This window comes from Dellaglioa sp. CoH-56-MRSF-10, assembly GCF_056782175.1.
This window is the reverse complement of sequence record NZ_JBXAYF010000008.1, coordinates 1-18240: the sequence shown is the minus strand read 5'-3', so window position 1 is coordinate 18240 and position 18240 is coordinate 1. Positions and strand designations below refer to the sequence as shown.

General features: G+C 31.7%; 15 protein-coding genes and 2 tRNA genes. 11 read left to right on the top strand and 6 right to left on the bottom strand.

Annotated features, from left to right (window positions below):
* Positions 1 to 2: 2 nt before the first annotated feature.
* Together AC1RP4_RS07155 and AC1RP4_RS07150 are read right to left on the bottom strand one after the other, a co-directional pair.
* Positions 3 to 743, bottom strand: a complete 741-nt coding sequence (locus tag AC1RP4_RS07155; RefSeq protein WP_481761926.1) for a hypothetical protein — start codon at positions 741 to 743, stop codon at positions 3 to 5.
* Between the two features lie 116 nt (positions 744 to 859).
* A complete protein-coding gene (locus AC1RP4_RS07150) occupies positions 860 to 2770 on the bottom strand; it encodes an LTA synthase family protein (protein WP_481761938.1) in 1911 nt (636 codons plus the stop codon).
* A 432-nt stretch (positions 2771 to 3202) separates the two neighbouring features.
* Here AC1RP4_RS07150 and AC1RP4_RS07145 point away from each other — a divergent pair, with 432 nt between their 5' ends.
* From AC1RP4_RS07145 to AC1RP4_RS07125, 5 genes are all read left to right on the top strand, one after another.
* Positions 3203 to 3832, top strand: a complete 630-nt coding sequence (locus AC1RP4_RS07145) for a VanZ family protein (protein ID WP_481761925.1) — start codon at positions 3203 to 3205, stop codon at positions 3830 to 3832.
* Positions 3833 to 3847: 15 nt separating this feature from the next.
* Complete coding sequence (locus AC1RP4_RS07140) at positions 3848 to 5020, top strand: class I SAM-dependent rRNA methyltransferase (protein ID WP_481761924.1); 1173 nt, start codon at positions 3848 to 3850, stop codon at positions 5018 to 5020.
* Between the two features lie 255 nt (positions 5021 to 5275).
* Positions 5276 to 6178, top strand: a complete 903-nt coding sequence (locus tag AC1RP4_RS07135) for a GRP family sugar transporter (protein ID WP_409022282.1) — start codon at positions 5276 to 5278, stop codon at positions 6176 to 6178.
* Between the two features lie 22 nt (positions 6179 to 6200).
* A complete protein-coding gene (locus tag AC1RP4_RS07130) occupies positions 6201 to 7574 on the top strand; it encodes an amino acid permease (protein WP_481761923.1) in 1374 nt (457 codons plus the stop codon).
* A gap of 98 nt (positions 7575 to 7672) precedes the next feature.
* A complete protein-coding gene (locus AC1RP4_RS07125) occupies positions 7673 to 9019 on the top strand; it encodes a glucose-6-phosphate isomerase (protein WP_481761922.1) in 1347 nt (448 codons plus the stop codon).
* A gap of 69 nt (positions 9020 to 9088) precedes the next feature.
* Here the strand turns inward: AC1RP4_RS07125 and AC1RP4_RS07120 are convergent, their stop codons facing one another.
* Positions 9089 to 9637 (bottom strand): phenolic acid decarboxylase, encoded by a 549-nt coding sequence (locus AC1RP4_RS07120; protein ID WP_481761921.1) that lies wholly within the window; start codon positions 9635 to 9637, stop codon positions 9089 to 9091.
* A 110-nt stretch (positions 9638 to 9747) separates the two neighbouring features.
* On the opposite strand from AC1RP4_RS07120, the gene AC1RP4_RS07115 reads away from it, so the two are divergent.
* Entirely contained in the window at positions 9748 to 10281 is a 534-nt protein-coding gene (locus AC1RP4_RS07115; RefSeq protein WP_409022286.1) for a PadR family transcriptional regulator, read from the top strand.
* Positions 10282 to 10419: 138 nt separating this feature from the next.
* Positions 10420 to 12336: a GH25 family lysozyme gene (locus AC1RP4_RS07110; protein WP_481761920.1), complete on the top strand. Its 1917-nt coding sequence runs from the start codon at positions 10420 to 10422 to the stop codon at positions 12334 to 12336.
* A gap of 290 nt (positions 12337 to 12626) precedes the next feature.
* Here AC1RP4_RS07110 and AC1RP4_RS07105 read toward each other — a convergent pair whose 3' ends face one another.
* Both AC1RP4_RS07105 and AC1RP4_RS07100 read right to left on the bottom strand, forming a co-directional pair.
* Entirely contained in the window at positions 12627 to 12827 is a 201-nt protein-coding gene (locus AC1RP4_RS07105) for a cold-shock protein (RefSeq protein ID WP_057973786.1), read from the bottom strand.
* Between the two features lie 160 nt (positions 12828 to 12987).
* Positions 12988 to 13272 (bottom strand): hypothetical protein, encoded by a 285-nt coding sequence (locus AC1RP4_RS07100; protein WP_481761919.1) that lies wholly within the window; start codon positions 13270 to 13272, stop codon positions 12988 to 12990.
* A 612-nt stretch (positions 13273 to 13884) separates the two neighbouring features.
* Between AC1RP4_RS07100 and AC1RP4_RS07095 the strand changes: the two genes are divergently transcribed.
* From AC1RP4_RS07095 to AC1RP4_RS07085, 3 genes are all read left to right on the top strand, one after another.
* Positions 13885 to 14532 (top strand): hypothetical protein, encoded by a 648-nt coding sequence (locus AC1RP4_RS07095; RefSeq protein WP_481761918.1) that lies wholly within the window; start codon positions 13885 to 13887, stop codon positions 14530 to 14532.
* A gap of 272 nt (positions 14533 to 14804) precedes the next feature.
* Positions 14805 to 15734 (top strand): hypothetical protein, encoded by a 930-nt coding sequence (locus AC1RP4_RS07090; protein ID WP_481761917.1) that lies wholly within the window; start codon positions 14805 to 14807, stop codon positions 15732 to 15734.
* Between the two features lie 492 nt (positions 15735 to 16226).
* Complete coding sequence (locus tag AC1RP4_RS07085) at positions 16227 to 16979, top strand: hypothetical protein (protein WP_481761916.1); 753 nt, start codon at positions 16227 to 16229, stop codon at positions 16977 to 16979.
* 477 nt (positions 16980 to 17456) lie between these two features.
* On the opposite strand, the gene AC1RP4_RS07080 is transcribed toward AC1RP4_RS07085, so the two are convergent.
* Positions 17457 to 17529 (bottom strand) — tRNA-Gln (locus tag AC1RP4_RS07080).
* Positions 17530 to 18040: 511 nt separating this feature from the next.
* On the opposite strand from AC1RP4_RS07080, the gene AC1RP4_RS07075 reads away from it, so the two are divergent.
* Positions 18041 to 18113, top strand: a tRNA-Glu gene (locus AC1RP4_RS07075).
* Positions 18114 to 18240: the final 127 nt, after the last annotated feature.

Genomic DNA, 18240 nt, shown 5'->3' with positions numbered 1-18240 from the left:
ATTTAATGAGATGAGTTACGGGTAGAGAATAAGACAGATAGGAATGAAATAAGGCTAATAGTTATACCGCCAGCAAATAGATATGCAGAATTAATGAATGATTCTTGCGAGATTAATGTACTAAATTGTACGTTTGTAGAGGAAATTAAAAAATTCCCATTAAAATTGGTTAATTTATGTGACAGTAATTCTAATAACTCAGAGGATATTTCTGAGGGAGAAAGTTGCATAGCTAATGAATGGGTTAGCCAATAAATATTTAGTTCTCTCAGCAATGAAGTATAGTTATTTTTAAAGAAGAAAATTAAAATTATCACTAAAATTAATGCTGCTATAAAGATAATAAGGACTTCAAGAGCGAATGCAAATGCGACTTTAGGCTGACTTTCGCCGATATTGTGTAAACTAAGATATTCGTTGATACGCTTGTTGATGATTTTTTTATAAACAACAATACTGATAGTAATACCCGCTATCAATAACCCAATAATAATAGGGTAGATTAGGCTGACTTGTTGTTTATGAATATCTGTTAAGACACTAAGTAAATTAGAACTAGATGTACTATTAACATTAATATGAGCAAGCATTTTTTTAAAACTTTTAAATGATTCAAATGAAATTTGATTAAATAATAAGTTTGAGAGACCGATTAGTATTGTGAAAAAAAATATGATAAATAACCCAACTGTTTGTTTCTTATGATAAAAAATACTAGATAATGATTGTAGAATTAAAGACATAATGACACCTCTTCGATTAATCTATATGACTAATTTTAAATAATAGTTATGAACATTATGTGAAGTTGTTTAGAATAAAAAAATAAACGTTACCGAAATTTATTTTTCGGTAGCGTTTATTTTGAACTGGTACTTGAACTTGAACTTGTAACAGTTTTTGAAGAAGAACTTGCAGTTGGTGCCTTTAATTCAGGAGCATCTGTTTGATATAAGGTTGTTGTCGACTTATTGCCATGTTTTGAATAGAGGCTTGTCGAATTGTTTTTAAGCGTTTCTTGTAATTTTAGTAATTTACTATATTGATTCTTATAGTTATAGTCACTTGGTTGCGTTGGCTTAAAATTCTTTGGTGTATAGTAACGTAATAAGTTTTGATTATTGACTGTATCCGATAAATTTAGTTCGGTACTGACTTTTGTCTGATCTTTCTTTATTGTTTCCTTAACAATTTTAGAAGGGTGCGTAACTTCTTTACCTGTTACATTATCATAAATTGTAGAATCTAAAACAGTATAATTAGGTGTAATGAAGTTTTCATTTCTAAACGCAACTGTCTGATCGTGATTCTTAGAAAATAAATCTGTCCCAAATTGAACATATGATGACGAATCTAGGCCTAATAAGTGAAGAAGGGTAGGTAAGACATCAACTTCACCACCATATTGATTTTGGATGCCACCATTTTTACTTCCAGGAATATTAATCATAAATGGAACACGTTGTAATTGTGTATTATCAAATGAGCTCCATGTTTCGGATGATTTACCAAGAAGTTTAGCAAGCTTCACATTTCTTGAATTTGAAATACCGTAATGGTCACCATAGAGGACAACCATTGTATTATTAGATAATCCAGATTTTTTTAAGTATGTGAAAAATTCTTTAACTGATTCGTCTAAATAATGAGCCGTTTGGAAGTAATTATTAACAGACGTATCACCTGTATCTGGAACTTCAAAGTCTTTATTTTTTGAATCAATATCAAATGGGAAATGATTTGACACGGTAATGAATTTTGCATAAAAAGGTTGCTGTAATTTTTCTAAATATTTAACTGAATCATTGAATAATAACTTATCTTTTAGACCGTATTCTAGAGTGTTATTTGCAGACGTATCATAATAACTTGAATCAAAGAAGTATTGGTATCCCATACTTTTATAAACGGAATCTCTGTTCCAAAATGATCCAATATTACCGTGGAAAACAGCACTAGAATAACCAGCGGTTTGATTTAAGATAGCGGGAGCTGCTTCAAATGTATTTTCGGATCCAAGAGATGTGAAAACAGATCCTTGAGGTAATCCATAGATACTTGTTTCTAAGAGATTCTCAGCATCAGATGTTTTACCTTGTCCGACTTGATTGAAAAAATTAGGAAAACTATAAGTTTCTTTACCATTGTATAGAGAATTTAAGAAGGGTGTGACTTCTTTTCCATTCACCTTAAAGTTAATTAAAAATTGTTGAAAACTTTCTAAATGGAGCACAATAACATTTTTACCTTTTGCGATACCATACATATTTGGATTAGGTGCTGCATAATGTGACTTTGTAAAATCAAGGACATCATTTAAATCAGAACTTTCAGCAGTATCGCGAACCCGATTGTTTTTAACTGTTTTGAAACTGTCGTAGACGGTATATGAATCAATTCCTAAGTATTTAACAATATAATTACGATCAAACGTTCTCGTAATTAATTGTGGTCGGTCAATTTCGCCTAATGTTAAACTTGCCAATGTTAGCATTATTGAGAATGATGTAATTGCAAACGCGTTAAGTTTACTGAATGGTCGAGTGTTAAATTTTAAATAGCGAGTTAAGAATAAGCAAATAATAAGCACTAAGTCAATGACGTAAAAAATATCGTGTGGTTTCATTAAAGCAAAAGAGCTGCCACTAATACCTTCAGAAACTTTAGAATAACCTAACATTGTATTAATTGTCATAAAATCAGTAAATTCTCGATAATAAATAACATTAAAAAATAGTAATGCTGAGTTCGCAATGTAAATTAAAAACATAGTCAAATATGAAATAACTGGTTTTTTAATGTATAATGCAAGTCCGAGTAGTAGCATGGTTGTGCCAAGTGGATTTAACAAAAGGACAAAGTATTGATAAATTCCTGAAACACCAAGGTTAAAATCAATAAGATATGCAGTAATTGTTTTTAACCAGAAAAGAAACAGAAGTAGGGTGAAAAATCCAAGCTTTGTGTTTAGAAATGTTCTAAATCGTTTGAGTGTCTGCACGGTTTGAACCGTCCTTTCGAGTATAATCAAATTAAAATCGTAACTGTAGTTTACAGTCTATATTAAATTTGTGTCAATTGATGCTAAGCTTTGTTAATGCATTTTTAACTTATTAAATTTACATGAAAAATAATGGTACATACTAAAATATCATGTTTTTATTTGTTAATATAGGAGAAGATGGAAGGTGAGGTTGAAAGAATGTTATTTTTATCAAAATTATATGAATACGTTTTACATCATTACTCACAAGGTATTAACCACTTTCCATTAATCCATCTTATTTTTTTAAGTGTTGATAAAACAATTTTTTACTTAATCGTGTATCTTGTTATTCGAGTAAGTATAGGGTTGTATCAAAAGAAAAAAATAAACTTCAGAACAGAATTTGTAAGGCTATTATTAGTTGCGTACCTCGTTTTATTAGTTGAATTGACGGTATTTAGATATGTCTATTTCCCATGGGATATCCGATTGAATTCAACCTATAATTTTCATTCTATCAATTGGACACCGTTAATTGAAACAATTAAACTGACAAATGGACAATCTTTGTTCGATTTCGTGTATAATCTATATGGTAACATTCTTTGGTTTGTTCCGTTAGGAATTATTTTACCCAGTCTAAAGCAATTTAAAAAGTATTCTCTAGTAAAAACAATGTTGGTTGGTATTTGTTTATCAATCGCTATTGAATGTGGACAGTTTGTACTAGGATCCGGAGTTAGTGATATAGATGATATCATTTTTAATTCATTGGGTACATTGATAGGCTGTGGGCTATATCTTATCTTAAATCAAATATTAAATAAAAAAGACGTTAAAAAATAGAAGGAGTGCTAGTCATTGAGAAAAGTAGAAATTATTTCACATGCAGCAAAAAAGTTTAAAAATGGATACCCATTAATTGATAAGGAAGATTTACAAACAACTCGTGATTTTAAAGAAGGAGAATGGGTTGCATTAACGCTACATAATCAATTTGTCGCTTATGGTTATTTTGCAGAACAAAATCGTGGGGATGGCTGGATTTTTTCACGAAATGAAGAATCACGTATTGATGAAGATTTTTTCTCAAAATTATTTAATAACGCTCGAATGAACCGTAAATCATTATTTACTAATAAGGAGACGAATGCCTTTCGTTTCTTTAACGGTGAAGGTGAAGGTATCGGTGGATTAACAATTGATTATTACGACGATTATTATGTATTTACTTGGTATAGCTTAGGTCTTTACCAACACAAAGATATGATTTATAGTGCATTTTCTGATGCAGTTACAAGTTATAAAGGTATTTATGCTAATCTTCGTTACGATACAAAGGGTGAACCATCAACATTCAAAGTTCGTGGAAAAGATGCACCTACGCCACTTATTGTTCAAGAAAATGGCCTTCAATTTGCTGCATATCTTAATGAAACAACGACAGGACTTTTCTTAGAACAACGTGAAATGCGTAAAGCAATTATGAATAAATATGCTGAAGGAAAACTTGTGTTTAACGGATTTAGTAATACAGGTGCAACATCAGTTGCTGCATCAGTAGGTGGCGCACTTAAAACAGTTAGTGTAGATGTGAATAATAAAAATATTGATCGTACAAAAGAACAATTTGTACTTAATAATATTGATCCTGAAAAACAAGAAATTCGTGGAATGGATGTTTTCGGCTATTTAGATTATGCAAAGAAACACCATATTAACTATGATTTAGTTATTTTGGATCCACCAAGTTTTGTACGTTCAAAGAAAAGAACATTCTCAGTTCAAAAAGATTATGTTCAACTTGCTGAAGATGCTATTGATATTACACAAAAAGATGGTGTTATCATGTTCTCAACTAATTCGGCAGGATTGACGCTCAAAAAATTAAAAGAACAAATCACAGAAGCTTTTGCTAATAAGAATCGTTCATTTACATTACTTGAAACATTCCGTTTATCAAGTGACTTTGTAACAAACAAGGAATATCGTCAAGGTAATTATTTAAAAACGTTAGTTATTAAAGTTGATTAATTAAAAAACAATCCTATTTATTATTAAATAGGATTGTTTTTTTTCGTAAAATATAAAAAATTCATAAAAACAAAATGCTTGTAATTAAACGTTTATGAGTGTTTTTGATGGATTTCGAATGTAACCCGTTTCAAATGTTGCTAAAGCTATCATCAAATTTTTGTTTTAAGGGTTGTAAATACGGTTACTTTACTGCTAAAATAGTTAAATCGCGAAAAAAGAATAAAAGAGAGAGAGTAGAGGATTTAATTAATTATGATTATCTTAATGGCAGTAATCCCTGCAATTGCATGGGGTAGTATTGGACTTATAAGTGGAAAACTTGGCGGAACTGCCAACCAACAAACAGTTGGTATGACATGGGGTGCCTTGATTTTTGGAATTGCCATTTATGGTATTTATCAACCAGAAATGGACACAAAAGTCTGGATTATTGGTATCGTTTCTGGTTTATTTTGGAGTTTAGGTCAAAATCAACAATTCCATGCTATGAAAGCAATCGGAATCTCAAAAACAGTTCCTGTTTCAACAGGCTTACAGTTAGCTGGTAATGCGTTGGCAGGTGTCATACTGTTTAATGAATGGAAGACAACTCAAATGGTTGTGATTGGTACTATAGCGATGATCGTTATTATTGCTGGTGCTGCTTTGACATCATTGAGAGATAAAAAAAATTCAGTTCTATCTGATTCAGAAAAAAATGAGAATACTGCTGCTGGTGTACGTGCTATTATTTTGTCAACAATTGGTTACGTAGGTTATACAATTGTTGTTCATTATGCAACAGTGGGCATGACTGCTGATGAATCACGTGCATTTACAATGGCAACAATCTTGCCACAAGCTGTTGGTATGGTTATAGGTGCTGGATTTGTTGCGCTTATTGCAAATGAAGTTATTATGCACTCATCAACTTTTAAAAATGTATTAACGGGACTTATTTGGGGCGCTGGTAACATCTTTATGTTCTTATCAATTCCTAAATTAGGTCAAGCTGTTAGTTTTTCATTTTCTCAAATGGGAGTGGTTATTTCAACATTCGGTAGTATCTACTTATTAGGAGAAAAGAAGACTAAGCATGAGATGATTTATGTCACACTTGGATCAATATTTGTTATTTTAGGTGTTATTATGTTAGGAATTATGAAAACTTTATAAAATGGTGAAGGAGTGTTAATCGATGGATTTAAGGAAAAAAGAATTTGCGACAACTCATCATGTTAGTAAATTAAAAAGAACCCTTAAAACCGGTGATCTCATTCTTTTAGGGTTAGGCGCAACAGTTGGTACAGGTATTTTCGTTGTTACGGGGAATGCTGCCAGTCAAGAGGCTGGTCCTGCCCTTATTTTGTCGTTTATTATTGCCGCAATTGCAGTTATAATGAACGGCTTTTCTTATGCAGAATTTTCATCAAGAATACCAGTTTCTGGTGGTTCGTATAATTATGTTTATGTTATTTTTGGTGAGTTTATAGCCTGGTTCGTTAGTTGGTTTACCATTTGTGAATATATTCTAGCGGGGGCTTCTGTTGCCTCAGGTTGGTCTGCGTATATGCAGGGGTTCTTGATAGGGCTTAATATCCACCTGCCTGTTGCGCTGAGTGCATCGTATAATGCAGCAAGAGGGTCATATATCGATATTATTGCTGTTATAATTACGTTAGTCGTTACATGGTTAACAACATTTGAAGCAAAAAAGGCACTACGTTTAAGCAAAATAATGGTATTTGTAAAATTTGCGATTATTCTTTTATTTATAGTAGTGGGTGTTTTTTACATTAAACCTGGTAACTGGCAACCCTTTATGCCATTTGGTACAAGTGGGGTAATGAGTGGGGCCGCATTAGTATTTTTTGCCTTTTTAGGGTTTGAATCTATTGCGATGGCATCAGACGAAGTAATTGATCCGCAAAAGACAATTCCAAAAGGAATTATTGGTGCGATAAGTATTTCTGCTATTTTTTATATTATTGTTACGTTAGTATTAACCGGAATTGTCCCGTATACACAATTAAATGTTAGTGATCCAGTTGCATTTGCGATGCGATTTGTAAATCAGAGTATTATTGGAAATATAATCTCGGTAGGTGCAATAATAACGCTTCTAAGCGTCTTAATTGCATTAGCCTATGGTTTATCGAGAATGATTTATTCGGAGGCGAGAGACGGATTATTGCCCCAATACTTAGCAAAAATTAGCGATAAGACGAATGCGCCCAAAGCAGCATCATGGACAGTCGGTATTTTTATTGCGATTGCAAGTGGGTTAGTGTCTATTGAAAGTTTAGCCAAATTGACTAATATTGTAACGTTAACCGTACTTGTTATTTTGGCTTTGGCATTAATAAGTTTAAGGAAACAATTTGGTGAACCTAGTAAAGGCCAATTTAGAGTTCCATTTGTACCATTGTTACCAATCTTGTCTATAATTATTTCAGTCTATTTGATGATTCAGTTACCGATTAATATCTGGGTTGCCTTTCTAATTTGGATTATTATAGGATTAGTTGCTTATTACGGTTACGGATATTCTCATAGTAAACAAAAAAAATAACGGAATTTGTAATTAAAGTTCTGTTTGACTGTTATATTTTCTACTAAGTATTGTATAATGTAAGTTGTTAAATAAAGAATATGAGGGAGATAATTAAAATGGCACATATTTCATTCGATAGTTCTAACTTATCAAAATTCGTCCAAGACAATGAACTTGGCGAAATGCAAGCACTTGTTACTGCAGCAGATAGTGAATTACGCAACGGTACAGGGGCAGGTAGTGATTTCCGTGGATTTTTAGATTTACCTAAAGACTACGATAAAGAAGAATTCGCTCGTATTAAAACAGCAGCTAAAAAAATTCAATCTAATTCAGAAGTTTTAGTCGTTATCGGTATTGGTGGTTCATATTTAGGTGCTCGCGCAGCTATTGAATTCTTAAACCATACATTCTATAACTTATTACCAGCTGAAAAAAGAAATGCACCTCAAATCTTATTTGCTGGAAATTCAATTAGTCCTTCATACGTACATGATTTAGTAGATTTAATTGGTGATCGTGATTTCTCAGTTAATATTATTTCTAAATCAGGTACAACAACAGAACCTTCAATTGCTTTCCGTGTTTTCAAAGAAAAATTAATCGCAAAATATGGTAAAGAAGAAGCTAACTCACGTATCTACGCTACAACTGATCGTAAAGTTGGTGCCTTAAAAGTTGAAGCTGATTCTGAAGGCTATGAAGCATTTGTTATTCCTGATGACGTTGGTGGCCGTTTCTCAGTTCTTACTGCTGTTGGTTTATTACCAATTGCTGCTTCAGGTGCTGATATTGATGCCTTGATGCAAGGTGCTGAAGACGCACGTGTTGAATATTCAGATGCTGATTTAACAAAAAATGAAGCATATCAATACGCAGCTTTACGTAATATTTTATACCGTAAAGGTTACACAACTGAAATTCTAGAAAACTACGAACCAAGTTTACAATATTTCTCAGAATGGTGGAAACAATTGATGGGCGAATCTGAAGGTAAAGATCAAAAGGGTATTTACCCATCTTCAGCTAATTTCTCAACTGATTTACATTCATTAGGCCAATATATTCAAGAAGGCCGTCGTAACTTGATGGAAACTGTAATTAATGTGGGAACTCCCGTTAATGATACTGCTATTCCTGAAGAAGAGGGCGATCTTGATGGCTTAGGCTACTTAGAAGGTAAGACAATGGACTTTGTTAATACAAAGGCTTTCCAAGGTGTTGTTTTAGCTCATACTGATGGTAATGTTCCTAACATGATTTTGAACATTCCTACACAAGACGCTTACACATTAGGATATACAATTTACTTCTTTGAAGCAGCTGTAGCTGTATCTGGTTACTTGAATGGAATTAACCCATTTAACCAACCAGGTGTTGAAGCATACAAAAAGAACATGTTTGCCTTACTTGGTAAACCTGGCTTCGAAGACCTTTCAAAAGAATTAAATGCACGTCTTTAAGATAAAAAAGTTATAAAATAAAAATCGTCTGAACTTTTAAAAGTTCAGACGATTTTTATTTGGAATAAATTAGTTCTTTTTGATCATTTTGTAATTTTCGTCATAATATTTACCATTACGAATATCATCTGGCATACCAACATAAGGTTCTTCATTGATAACATCTTCGTTATTTTGACCGGCATCACCGATGTAAGTGATTGTAGCAAATTCTGGGACAACCATTTTAGGATATGTTTCGTATTTTTCACGAGATTCTTCCATCAAATCGATATGGTCATTTTGGTAAGTAACTGTAATTTCAGGATGTTCTTGAACCCATTTAGGGAAGAAGATTGTTCCGTTAATTTTCATTTCGTTAGGTAAGAAATCTAGAGCGACATCAGTACCTGTAGGTTCTGTCCAAGCAATTTTATAAATACCTTCAGTAAGCATAACGATGTGAGCTTCTTGATCAGTTACCCAACGTCCAGCAACCATACCACCATGGATACGGTAGTCAACAGTATGATCATTTTTAGCGTACCATTCATATTCCCAACCGTTATCGTAAGTATATACAAAATGTGTACCTAAGAAATCATCTAATGTTTTAAACTTTTTTTCTGTATTTGTCATAATTTTTGTTCTCCTTTAAAGTGTTTATTTATACATGTAAAAGTTTACATGTTTTTGTTTACTTGATTATAGTATACTGATAAGTATTAAAAGTCAAGTTAAGGGGAAAAATGGCAAAAAAAAATAAATTACAATATATTATTTTAGGATTATTGAATCAAGAACCATTATCGGGGTACGATATAACTAAAGCATTTACGACTGATATTGGAGAATTTTGGCAAGCAGGACATAGTCAAATTTATCCTGCTCTTAAAATAATGGAAAAAGATGGATACATTACGCATGAAATTGAAATAGCAGGTACTAAGTTAGAAAAGAAAATATATTCTATTACATCACAAGGTAAAAAAGTTTTAATGGATTGGTTAGTATCAGATAGTGGGGAATTAAAACCGATTAAAGACGAATTTATTTTGAAACTTTATTTTATTAAAAATAAAGATGACGTTCAATTACAGCAAAGATTAATTGAGCAATTACAGTTACATCAAGTAAAATTAGATCATCTTGAAGGAAGAATGAAATTAATTTTTTTCTCAGAAGAAGAAATCAACAAACAATATGGTCATTATTTGATTTTAGATCATGCAATTGAACGAGAAAAATACTGTGTTAAGTGGTTTAAAAAGTATCTTAATTAAATAATAGACGCTTATAAAACGTCTATTATTTTTTTATTGAAGGTCTTTTTTTCTAATCTTAATCTTTTTGACTTATAAATTATGCTAGAATATGGTTATTAAACAAAAAATAAAAGGGCGGTTTCTATTTTGAAAAGAATGACGAAATATGTATTATTTTTATCTAGTGTGATAGTAGGTATTGGTATCGGAGCATATCAGGCCTCGGCTAATACTTCGAAGCCTGAAGGTGTGATGGGGTCAAATGTACCTGAATCATTAGTTAAATCAGCATCTTTATTGAGTAAATCGGCTACAAATCGCGATAATTCAATTCCTGATTTATCAGAATTTCAAGGATCATTTACAGATGCACAAGCTAAAGTATTAAAGAAAAATTTTAAATTTATTATTTTACGTGTTCAATATGGGTCAAATCGTAAAGATTTAGTGATTGATCATAATATTGCGATGATGAAGAAATATAATATTCCATATGGTGTTTATTCATTTAGCCAATATGAAAATGTTGCTGATGCTAGAGTAGAAGCGAAAGACTTATATAACCGTGCCAAGGATGCTAAGTTCTTTGTCAATGATTATGAAGATCAAACGGTTACGAATGCTAGCAAAGCAAATACTAACGCCACAACAAAAGCCTGGGCTGATGAGATGGCTAAATATGTAGGTAATCGTAAAATTATACTTTACTCTTATGCTAGTTTTATGAAAACATATGCCAGTACGGCTGTTAACGCATATGATGGTTTTTGGTTAGCTGCATACCAAAGTAATGAGCCAATGGAAACAAGTCATTCGTTATGGCAATATACAAGTAACTTTACAAATCATGGTTTATCAGGGGTTGGAAACATTGATGCAAGTATCATGTCTGGTAAAAATGCTGATTGGTTTTTAAGTGCATCAACAGATAACAAACCAACAGAAAGTACACCACCCACGAACGCAGCTGGGAAAGCACAAAGTTATAATGAATTAGTTTCAATTAAAAAATCTGGATATAATGTTTGGGGTAATTTTAGTTGGAATAAAGTTAAAAATACGACAACTGGAAAAATTGGAAAAGTTTATAGCGCAAAATATTACTATAATCACAGTAATGGTAACAAATATTACTCATTGTACGATAGTAAAGGCAAATGGGCTGGATATGTAAATAGTAACGCAATGGAGGTTGCTTCAGCTAAAGAATTTAAAGCAACCGCTAAAATTACTAAACGTGATTATACTATCTGGAGTAATTTTTTCTATACGTCAGCAAAAGGAACAACAGCTAATTATTATGGTCAAAACTTAAATGTCAGATACAGATATACATTGGGTAATGGTAACGTCTATTATTCACTTTATAATAATGCAGGTACATGGTTAGGTTATATGAATAGTAATGCTTCAAATTTAGTTTATTCATCATATGATAAGATTGTTTCTGTTAAAAATAGCTATACTATCTGGGGTAATTTTAATTGGACAAGTAAAAAAGGATCTACAGTTACTAACTCCGGACAGACATACAATGCTAAATATGCGTATAAGATTAATGGTAATACGTATTACTCACTATATAATGGTAATAATGTTTGGAAAGGCTATGTTAACAGTAATGCTACGAATACCTTAGTAGCTAAATCATTAAAGGCAAAGGTCAAAATTAGCGATAAAGGTTATAATGTCTGGGGTAATTTCTTGTGGTCATCTAAAAAAAGTACTTCTAGTAATTACTATGGTCAAACATATAACGTTAGATACAGATATACTACAGGAAACGGAAATATTTACTACTCACTTTATAACGATGCCGGTAAATGGATGGGTTATGTGAATAATAAAGCAACTAGCCATATTTATACTAAATACAATAAAATTGTCTCTGTTAAAAGAAGCTATGATATCTGGGGTAATTTTAATTGGACGGTAAAAAAAGGGTCAACTATAGCTAACTCAGGTACGAAATATACAGTAAAATATGCTTATTCAATTAATGGCAATAAATATTACTCGATATACAATGCAAATGGTAAGTGGCAAGGATATGTAAACAGCAACGCATTTTAAATGAAAATAGTTCTAAGTTAATTGTTGTTGATGAATTATGATATTGAAAGACAGTGTGACTTAAAAATGCCTCATAATCGTTAGACCTACGTCTAATAATTATGAGGCATTTTTTATATTGATAAATTTAAAGTTGATTTTGAACGTAACCTAAAGTGCATAGTAGGAACCGGATGATAAATAATTATTTAATTTAAAAATACAGTCATACAACAGCAGCTGATGAGAGGGTATACGGTTATTATTGCAAAAAAAAAACCTACCCGAAGGTAAGTTTCAAAGGCTTATAATTAAGCTTTAACAACGTTAGTTGCTTGTGGTCCACGATCAGAATCTTCAACATCGAAAGTAACTGCTTGGCCTTCGTCAAGTGATTTAAAACCGTCACCTTGGATAGCTGAGAAATGAACGAAAACGTCGTCGCCAGATTCGCGAGTAATAAAACCAAAACCTTTATCTGCATTAAACCATTTTACTGTACCTTGTTCCATAATATGAAACCTCCATGTGCTGTAAGCACTAATATATTTTGCATTTGTTGATTGAACTATTAAAAAGAAGTGTGTTCATAAATGAAACAAATCACCTTTAAATAACCGAACCATAAATACATAAGTTTAATATAACATCTAATGACGATTAATGCAAATGTTATTTGCTCGATTTAGTGTGTTTTTTAAGATAATGCAGTAATTCTGTTTCATTACGAAATTCATGTGGGCTAACTTGATTATGAAGTCGAATCGTAATTTTATTAATTTTGATTCGACCAGTCCAAGTATACGTGTATTCAACGATAAATCTATTATTGAGATCATCCTCATCTAAGCCAAAATTAAGTACGTAAATACGATCTGGAACCATTAATGGATTGAGATGTTCTTTATCGTAATAAATTTTGTTTGCTCTTAAGAATTTTTTTGTCTTACTTAACATAGTGTATAAACCTCCAAACTATTATTATAGTGTATTCAAAATGAAGGAGACAGAATTGAATCGGGGATTTAAGTTGCTGTCACTTTATTAATTTAAGTACCATCATTAAAATATCTCATTTAGTATATCATAAATAGAACATAAAATGAGAAAATACTATATAAATCATTCGGAAAAATTGACAATAAACAAAAACATGTTAAGGTTATAGTAGCTCAATATTAATATTCTTAGTATAAATTATTCAGTTTGATGATTTCTATTCATTTATTCACGCTGGCGCAACCAAGGAGTTGCAAGGATGTAAAGTAGGTAGGGTTACATCGTTTAGAAGTAGAATTAGTAACTTATTTTAAAATTAATTAACTCAAAATTAAATATAAATATTCAGTGAGAAGGCTACCAGCAGAATTTGTTGGTAGCCTTCGTCAATTAAAAATATATATAGCATTAAAAATTAATAGCGGGTATGAATGTTAGAAACTTTAAAATATAACCCTTTATTACTTTATTGAAGTATTTAGAGTGTACATACAAAGGAGGTAGGTATTGTTTACCTGCTTTTTTTAGTGTTTAATATGTGAGTGTATAAAAATAAAGGGGTGTTGGATAATGAAAAGGGTAGTCGTATTATGTGCTTCAACAATGGTTGCATTATTATTAGTTGCATGTGGGAACAGCAATAGTGCAAGTAAGGAATCGTCATCATCTGAGGTAAAATCATCTAGTTTGCAGAAATCAAAAAGTGAATCAAATAAGAAAGAGTCTATAAAAAAAGCAAAAGTATCTTCTGAAAGTAAAGCATCATCAGAATCAGCTGCCAAAGAATCAAGTATGGTAGCTGAAAGGTCATCTAAGGCAGCTAATCTTGTGAGAAATGAATTAAAAAAAGGATTTAGTTTTGCTCCAATCAAATATAATGGTGAGGACATCAGTAAAGCTATGGAAGATGGTACTGCTCCACGGCACTCCCTTTTTGATTTAATTACTCTAGGTTACGCAAAAAGTGATACAGTGGTTCGTACACAGCTGGGAAAAGATAGAGCCTATAATTATACGTATAAGATAACCGATAAGTTTATTATAATGAGGGGTGAATCTGGTTCACATCGCATACCTTACACAATAAAGGGATCACATATAACATATGGAGAATGGATAGAAAAACAATCTAATGGAACAAAGCTTACTTATGAGTTTGCATTAGAAACGACTGCCAAAGATGCAATAGACGCACAGCAAACTCAAAATAAAATATAATGGTTAATTGAAACATCCATACTGTGGATGTTTTTTTGTACGCCAAAATAGAAAATGTCGTACGGGTTATTGCGGCATTTGGGGCTGAACAAACTTAGTATAAAATATCTTTGAATGGTTAAAAATCTAACAAAACCTGCGACTATTAGTATGAAAATATAGATTATGTTGTACAGAGTTTTATAAAAGTGCATAAGGTGAATACGAATATTGATTACCTATCATTTTTAGTGTTTAATTTAAAGGTAAATAAATTTTAGGGGAGTTTCAAAATGAAAAAGGTATTGGTAACGTGTGGGATAGCAATGATGTTATTATCATTAACTGCGTGTGGGAGCAGCAATTCAAAAAAGGATGAATCATCTTCTATTGATTCTAGTAAATCACAAGCAAGTTCAAAGAAAATAGCTAGTTCAATGAGTAGAGAAGTTTCATCGTTAAAAAAAGAAAAAAGTAAATTACAGGAAACGAAAAAACAGGCAAGTAGGAATGTAGGAACTCTGACAGTTCAGCAGATGAAAGACCATCCTAAACAGTCAGCTGTAGCAATCGCTTATTATGGTGCAAATCGTTTTTGGAATGGTTTAACGGATAAAATAGCAGATGGGTTCAATGTTTCAATTAAAACACCTAATTCAAGTACAGTTAAGTATTATATTCAAAAAGGTGATAATCCATATTATAGATTACTGGGGGATGTACATAATACTGTAGCTTATTATGACAATGCAGATAATGAACTACAAAAAGTTGGTATGTCGACAATAGCTACTTATGTAAATCAAAAGTTAACTGATGGTAGTCGAAATACTCTAGTGAATAACGTTATCATCAATGCTAGTGATGATACACAACAATCCAGTGATGGGCTATCAATATCAATTGATGAAGCGATTAAACTGATTATCAAACATGAAAATTCAAATGATAATTACGGCAATTTTAACTTGATAATAACAGATAGAAGTAAAAGTACTATAACTAAAATTAATAATAATGATGATATTCCTGCAGCGTTGGGAGGATACGTACCCTATGGAAATGGTGGTTGGGAAATAGAGTTGGTGTACACGGGTGCAAGTCTTCGAGAAAAATATTACCTAGTGCCTGATCATAACAAAACAACCGTTTCACTTAAAACTATCTCACGCTATTCGACTAGACCAGACATAGATACAGAAAACTTTACGCTAAACCGTTAAATAAATATAATACTTTATAGTGATATTCCATAATGGTTCATTAATGCATTCACAAACGTGAGTGCTTTTTTTGTAAAAAATGAAATATGGAACTGGGAATCTTCAGATAAATACCGGGCCTTAGAATATTAGCTAAAATTTAGAAAAGCAAAATTAATGAATTTCTTAGCATAGTAGCTAAAAAGTATATACACTAATAGTGTTGACGAAAGTGCAAACATTTAAAAAGCTAAAGAAATAAACTATACTATCTAAAATGATCCATCATGAATGATACGGTTGGAAGTACAAACGGTAGCCAGATTCAAAGTGTGAAAAAGTTTAGTGTGAGTTAAATCATCATTTAGTGATTTTTGAGTAACTAGTGATCATTAAAATAAACCTTTTAAGTTACGTAGAGTTTCATAGTATTTCATAGAGTTGGGACAGGTATTGTTTACCTGTTTTTTATTGTTTAATATAGAGGTAAATAAGATATTTGGAGGTAATGCAGTGAGTAAAATATGGGGGTTTATAAAAAAATATAAATGGTTCATTTTACTAGTAATATTGATAGTGACTGTTATCATCCCTTGGGTCATCAATATTTTTATTGGCATTGTTCCAGGAGTAGGTTCGAGTGATGGGTGGCTTGGATTTTGGGGAGGTTATATAGGTTCTTTCATAGGTATTGGTGGTGCAGCTATGTTTGCATATATAAATACAAAGTTTCAGTTAAAAGAGCAAAGAAAAAATGAGTTAAGTAATGCCCTTGCTGTAGAAGATATTAAGAACATATCTAGATTAATTTCTATTAATAATAGATTTACCGCCAATATTATTTTAATGAAAAAAGATATTTTCTCTAAGGGTACATTAGAAACAATAGATGATATTCGTAATTTGGGTACAAAAATTAATAAAGAAAAATTGAATGAAATTACTAATTTGAAGAATGAATATGTAATTTATTTTGAAACATACGTTAGCTATGTACCCGAATTATCAAAAAAATGTGATACCTATCAAGATAATATTGCTACACTTTGGAGTGATTTAATGAAAACATACGATGAACTTACTATGGCAGTAAAATGGTTATTGAAAAATAAAGAAGAAAATATAGAATTGATAGATCAAGAAACTAATAAAATTAATAAAATTTTTACAGCAGTTGCAACAAATATAGACTCTATATCTTTTCCGTTAAATGCAGTGAATAAAATTTTAAAAGGCGAAGCGGCGAGGATAAGGTGTAATAAATAATACCTTATCTATAATTGATGTTTAGGTATTCTTAAAGTAAGTAATAGGGTTAGTGTTAGAACCTGCCAAAACTTGCCATAAAATACTTTATAAAGCTCATCAAAACTCTAGTAAGCTCGTCAAAATGATACTTCATTTATACCTAATATGTTAGCAAATATTAGTATATGGGTGCAGCTATTCATCCCTGGGACTTATTAGATATGTAGGCAAAAATAAGTATTCGGACATTTCGGACCCCCTAAAGGGATGCAATTAAAAAGGTTATCAAGACATTCAAGACACCCTAAAGGAAGTAGATTTAATTAGATGTGATGAAATGACTACGGTTTGTTGAGGGAAAATAAAAAGCACCTACTTAAGAAAGTAGATGCATCAGTACATACATGCCCGTACAGTTTATTTTTTTGACTACGGTTTTGACTACGGTTTGTTGAATCTAGATGAAACCTTATGAAACTCTATGAAAACACTTGATTGGGTAAGTAGGGATCGAACCTACAGATTGCGGATTCAGAGTCCGGCGCCTTACCAGTTTGGCTATTACCCAAGAATAATTAACTTCCTAATTTTAGCGATATAACGGTCTTTTGTCAAATAGAAAATAGTAATATTTTGTTGAAACAATAAGAAATAGTAAAGATGATTAATTATTGATAAAGAAAAGTGATGATTACTTTTCTAATTGATACATAACGTTATAATGAAGGACATAAAGATTGTGTTATGTAGAGAAAGTACAAATGAATAAATTAAGCTAAAGTTTTGCACATTTTATTAAGTTATTATTCTATAGATGGGTTTGAGGCGAACGTATTGGAAATAAAACTAAGACGTGAATTAAAAAAGTTATACATTAGATTATTGATTGCGTGTGTCACAACGTTATTGATAGGTACCACGAAAGTTCTCCTACAATATAAATGGTTATCTTTTGTTATGTGGGCTGCTGCATTGTACTGTCTCGGTTTGTATCTGTATTGTTGTTTTATTCAATTTTTAATTTGGCATAAAAATCATTGACATCAAATCTATATGGGTTATACTTAAAAGAGTATTTTTGCCCAATGGTCAAATTGGTTAAGACGTCGCCCTCTCAAGGCGGAATTACGGGTTCGAGCCCCGTTTGGGCGATAAAAGATGTAATTAATTAGAATATTTAAAAAAGTGATTAAGTAGGGGAATGAAGTGAACCCCCTGAGTTGGAGAAATCTAACTCAGGGGGTTTTACTATGTTCACAGTTGAAATAAAGAAAAAAGT